The organism is Nitratifractor sp. (genome assembly GCF_015487065.1).
Lineage (GTDB): Bacteria > Campylobacterota > Campylobacteria > Campylobacterales > Sulfurovaceae > Nitratifractor.
In genome coordinates this window covers 1-4,551 of the sequence record NZ_WFQN01000034.1, presented here as the reverse complement: position 1 = coordinate 4,551, position 4,551 = coordinate 1, and the positions used below count along the sequence as shown (strand labels likewise).

Annotated in this window: 5 protein-coding genes; all 5 read right to left on the bottom strand. The window is 53.2% G+C overall.

Going from position 1 to position 4,551, the window contains the following annotated elements:
- On the bottom strand, positions 1 to 1,081 hold a 1,081-nt coding region (locus tag F8I07_RS01890), incomplete at its 3' end, for an epoxyqueuosine reductase QueH (protein ID WP_292655001.1).
- Between the two features lie 663 nt (positions 1,082 to 1,744).
- Positions 1,745 to 2,944, bottom strand: a complete 1,200-nt coding sequence (locus F8I07_RS01885) for an IS256 family transposase (protein WP_292654998.1) — start codon at positions 2,942 to 2,944, stop codon at positions 1,745 to 1,747.
- A gap of 447 nt (positions 2,945 to 3,391) precedes the next feature.
- Positions 3,392 to 3,733: an FUN14 domain-containing protein gene (locus F8I07_RS01880; RefSeq protein ID WP_292654995.1), complete on the bottom strand. Its 342-nt coding sequence runs from the start codon at positions 3,731 to 3,733 to the stop codon at positions 3,392 to 3,394.
- A gap of 12 nt (positions 3,734 to 3,745) precedes the next feature.
- Entirely contained in the window at positions 3,746 to 4,327 is a 582-nt protein-coding gene (locus tag F8I07_RS01875) for an ABC-type transport auxiliary lipoprotein family protein (RefSeq protein ID WP_292654992.1), read from the bottom strand.
- The coding region (locus tag F8I07_RS01870; protein ID WP_292654989.1) for a hypothetical protein at positions 4,324 to 4,551 on the bottom strand (228 nt) is incomplete at its 5' end. The genes F8I07_RS01875 and F8I07_RS01870, both read right to left, overlap by 4 nt.

Below are 4,551 nucleotides of genomic sequence, written 5' to 3'. Positions count from 1 at the left end.
CATCCGGGAAGATGAGACGTTCCCGGACATCCTCGAAGAGTCGGGCCTGGAGGGTCAATTCGATCTTGTTGTCCGGGATCGAATCCACTACCAGGAGAGCACTCAGGTCGTAGGGATTGGGCAACAGTTTACGGCGCAGTGTGAGCTCCTCATCAAAAGAGGGCGGATCGAAAATGAGATGAGTGACGTCGGGGTAGCGGCGTCCCGAGAGCCGGTTGTAATCGGCAAGAGTGATGAACTTCACTTCATCCCGGTTCATCAGCGCCAGTGCCCCCCACATTCCGTCCACCCGACCGCGGGTATACTCTTTTTTGAGGGTGGAGTAGGGGAGGATATGAGCAGGAACGGGCTCTTTGCGGACCCGCAGCACACCCCAGAGCAGCCGCCAGTTCAGAAAACGTTCTTTGACGATTTTATAGGCGATTCCCCGCTCTTCCAGCTCTATGCGCTTTTCATAGAGTTTCAGTCGTTCTTCGATCGATTCGGGCTGAATCTGGCCCGAGACAGGCACCATCAGCTCGTCGGCCAGTTTCTCCTGTTGTTGGCGCTGTATCGTCAGGCCGAAGAGGCATCCGCAGTAGTCCTGACGGTAGAGCCGGGCCTCTTTGGCCATCACATTCTGCTCCTGAGTTCCCGAGGCTTTGCGATAGTCGGGAGCGATGAACTCCAGCCCGTAACGTTCCGCCAGCTTCTCTCCTTCTTCCCGTAGTTGCTTCAGGGATTTTTTGGGAGAGGTCAGCAGGGTGGAGGTGAAACGTTTTTTACCTATTTCCGCCGCCTTGGCGGCGCTGACCTCGAAACGCCGATCGAAACAGACAGCGCAGCGCTTTCCCTTTTCCGGCTCGTTCTCCAGCCCGCGTACCGCGCCCATCCACGCCTCGTAGTCATAAGGACCCTCGATCAGTTCGATCCCCAATTGCCGACAGCTGCGTTCTACCTCCAGCAGCCGTAGTCGGTATTCACTATAGGGGTGGATGTTGGGATCATAGAAGAAGCCGACAAGCCGCTCGTCAGGATAATCCCGGCGGAGCTTCTGAAGGAAATAGTGGCTATCGACGGCGCAGCAGATATGGACAAGCATTGCGACCTCTTTGGGATGGAGATAGTTTTGGAAGGGGATAGTATACAGAAAATTGCATGATCAATGGAGGAGTCGAATTGTTTCTCTCTGTTACCGCTGCCGCATAGATTTCGCATACCTTCCGTTGGGGGTAGAGACGGTTGTTCCGAAGAAATATCACCCGTCAGAAGTGCCGAGGGGTGTGCGGATCTCATAGTCGGCGAGGTAGGCTTTGAGGCCGGTGGAGATGTAGTTGACATCCTTGGTCACGGAGTAGTGGGGAGCGGTTTTGCCGTCCTGGCTCAGAAAGGTGAAGGTATGGATGGCAAAACGGGTAATGAGGGTGGGAGAGCCGCCTTGACAGAAGGCTTCAAGAATCTCTTCGAAGCTTTCCGGCGGGAGACAGACCTGTATAGTGGGCGGTGACTGCTCCGAAATTTTCGGTTTCCGGAGTGCGTCCGGCTCTGGATCGGCTTCGGACCGGGCACGGTCGCAATGCAGCCTGTTCGAACCAGGATGGGCTCCGTTTCCGGAGTTCCTGTCGTTGAGTCGGATCAGCCCCTTGGTTGTTTCGAAATCGATGGGATAGGAGACGCTCTCGTCTTCAATGATCCGAAAACAGACGCGGGAGAACGGGACTGTTCAGACTTTTGTGTCAGCACCCGATAGTTGAAAAGAATCATATCACAGATCCAAAGCATCGTCCAACCTGCCTTCGAAGAAGATGGCAAGCTGTGAGAGTGTCAGGCTCCAATTCTGTATCGGCATCGTCCATTTCTTCTGGGCGTTCTGAATGCCCAGATAAAGAAGCTTGAGCAGACTGTTTTCGTTGGGGAAAGCCCCCTTGGTTTTGGTGAGCTTTCGAAACTGCCGATGGACCGATTCAATGATGTTGGTCGTATAGATGATCCGGCGGATATCCTCAGGATACTTGAAGTAGTTGGAGAGGTTCTCCCACTTGTTCCGCCAGGATTGAATGACAATGGGATACTTCGCTCCCCACTTCTCTTCCAATCGATCCAACTCCGTTTCGGCCGCATCTTTTGAGACGGCCTGATAGACCGACTTGAGATCCTTGCTAAACTCTTTTTTGTTTTTGGAAGCGACGTATTTGAGAGAATTGCGGATCTGGTGAACGACACACAGCTGCACCTCCGTTTTGGGAAAGATGGCGTTGATGGCCTCGGGAAAGCCGCTCAGCCCATCGACGGAGGCAATGAGGATATCTTTTACGCCCCGGTTGTTCAGATCGGTCAGTACCTGCAGCCAGAAGTTGGCTCCTTCACTCTCACTGAGATAGAGCCCCAGGACCTCTTTTTTCCCGTCCAACCGGACTCCGAGGATCGTGTAGACGGCTTTGGAAACGTAACGACCGTCCTCTTTGACCTTGTAGTGGATCGCATCGAGCCAGATGAAGGGATAGATGGCCTCCAGGGGCCGTTGCTGCCACGATTTGAGCAAAGGGATGATCTTATCGGTTACGGCACTAATGGCGGCGGTGGAGAAACTCACCCCATAGATCTCCTCCAGGTGCCCTCTGATCTGGGTATAACTGTTTCCCAGGGCATAGAGCGATAGAATCTTCTGCTCGATCTGATCACTCATGTGGGTCTGGTGTTTCCTGACGATCTGGGGTTCGAAGGTTCCGTTACGATCTCGGGGAACTTCCAGGTCGAACTCCCCCACGGAGCTTTTCATTCGCTTGGAGCTTTTACCGTTCTTGCGGTTTCGGATCTCCTGGGATAGATGGGATTCCAGCTCGGCCTCCAGGGCCGCTTCGGTGAGCTGTTTGATCAAAGGAGCCAGGACTCCGTCTTTGCCGTCGATCTTGGCCCCGGCCTTGATCTGCTCCAGGGCCTTGTTCAAATCGAACTTGTCGTTCATGGTCAATCCTTTAGAATTTTAGATTCTATCGGACTGACACAAAATTTCTAACGGTCCCGGGAGAACTGATTGTCATTGATCGTACAGAGCGGTGGATGGATCTCCCCGCAACCCTCGATAGCTCGGACAGGAGTGGATGCAGAGCTTTTCTCTCGTTTTCCGGATTCCAGATGACGCATGGAGACCAATTCGATTTTCTTCGATTCGAGCTCTATAACGGTTTTGGTCAAAGCGAAGTTTTTCTTCTTCATCAAAGTATACATCCTTACTCCTCTTATTATCAGCTGTAGTGAGCAATCTTTTTTTGAATGGAAAATTAAAAAGTCATTTTAATGATTATAACACTATACGGGGAGGAAAGGAAATGATTTATCCATTAAGAAATAATTGTAATCCAATGTTTACAATTGTCGTTGAATGTAAAAAAATAGGAGAAGGGAGGCCGGTCTATCCCATCTTCAGGCCGGCAAAAAATCCGGCCACGGCCGAAGCGCCTCCGGCGATATTGAGGCGCGAGAGGCGGGCTTTGAGAAAAGAAGCAAACTCTTTGAAAAGTTCTGTGCCCTGGGAGACGGTGTGGGAGAGGCCATCTTCATTGATGGTCACCACATGCTGACTCTCCAGCAGAAAGATGATCACGATTGCAATTCCCATCAAGAGCAGCAGGACCTTGAAACTCTTTTTGAGGAAATAGCCGACGGCGAGACCGATGAGGAAGCCGCTCCCCATCTCCAGCCAGGGAAGGGCGGGGAGTTTGTCACGGAGTGCGAGGCTCAGATTTTCGTCCATGGCTTCTCTCTTCTACTTTTTTGCCAGCCATTTGACCATATCGACTCCCAGGCGCGAGACGGCCCGGTTGGCCGCTTCGACAAAGCCGGCTGCATCGGTGCTGCGGCAGGGAATTTGGTAGCTGAAGATTTTTGAGGCGATCAGATGCCGGTCGCTGCTGCGCAGCAGACGCAGCCCGATGGAGATATCCGCATAGGAGCCCTGCGGGGTGATTCGATGTTCGAAGCGATAGACGGTACTCTCAATCTCGTAGGCGGCATCGGCCTCGGAGGCATAATCCAGAACGGTCCGGGCCAGGCCGCTGCGCTGCAGGGTTTCGATAAGGTTGGCCATGAGGATACGGTTGAGAGATTTGCTCCACTGGCTGTAGCTGTAGTAGGACTGGGTCAGATTACTTCGGCTGAAATAGATCCGGGTTCCCATGGTATCTTCGATTCCCTTGGGATAGTCGACCCGTAGGGAGGAGAAACGGGGATGGAGATGAGGGAGAGATCCCTGGGGCGAGAGGGTATACATCTGCAGGGATCGACCACTGCAGGCTGCCAGGAGGAGTGTGAGCACCGTTACCACGGCGAGAGAGAGAAGTCGTATCATTCACCTGGTCCTTTGGGGGGATGGCCGGAACCGAAGATAATAGAGGAGGGGTGCCGGCTGAGAGCTTTGAGGTCTTCGGAGAGTTCCTGATAGCTGTAACTCAGCTCCCGGATATCGATCTGGATGGGGCGGATCATCTTGCGCAGGTCATAGTCACCCCGTTTCAGGCGCCGGTCGATACCCCGGGCAAGCCTGGAACTGTCTCTTATACACATCTGACGCTG

Coding starts and splice junctions, on each gene's coding strand:
- F8I07_RS01885 (WP_292654998.1), bottom strand. CDS start 2,944: ATGAACGACAAGTTCGATTTGAACAAGGCCCTGGAGCAGATCAAGGCC.
- F8I07_RS01880 (WP_292654995.1), bottom strand. CDS start 3,733: ATGGACGAAAATCTGAGCCTCGCACTCCGTGACAAACTCCCCGCCCTT.
- F8I07_RS01875 (WP_292654992.1), bottom strand. CDS start 4,327: ATGATACGACTTCTCTCTCTCGCCGTGGTAACGGTGCTCACACTCCTC.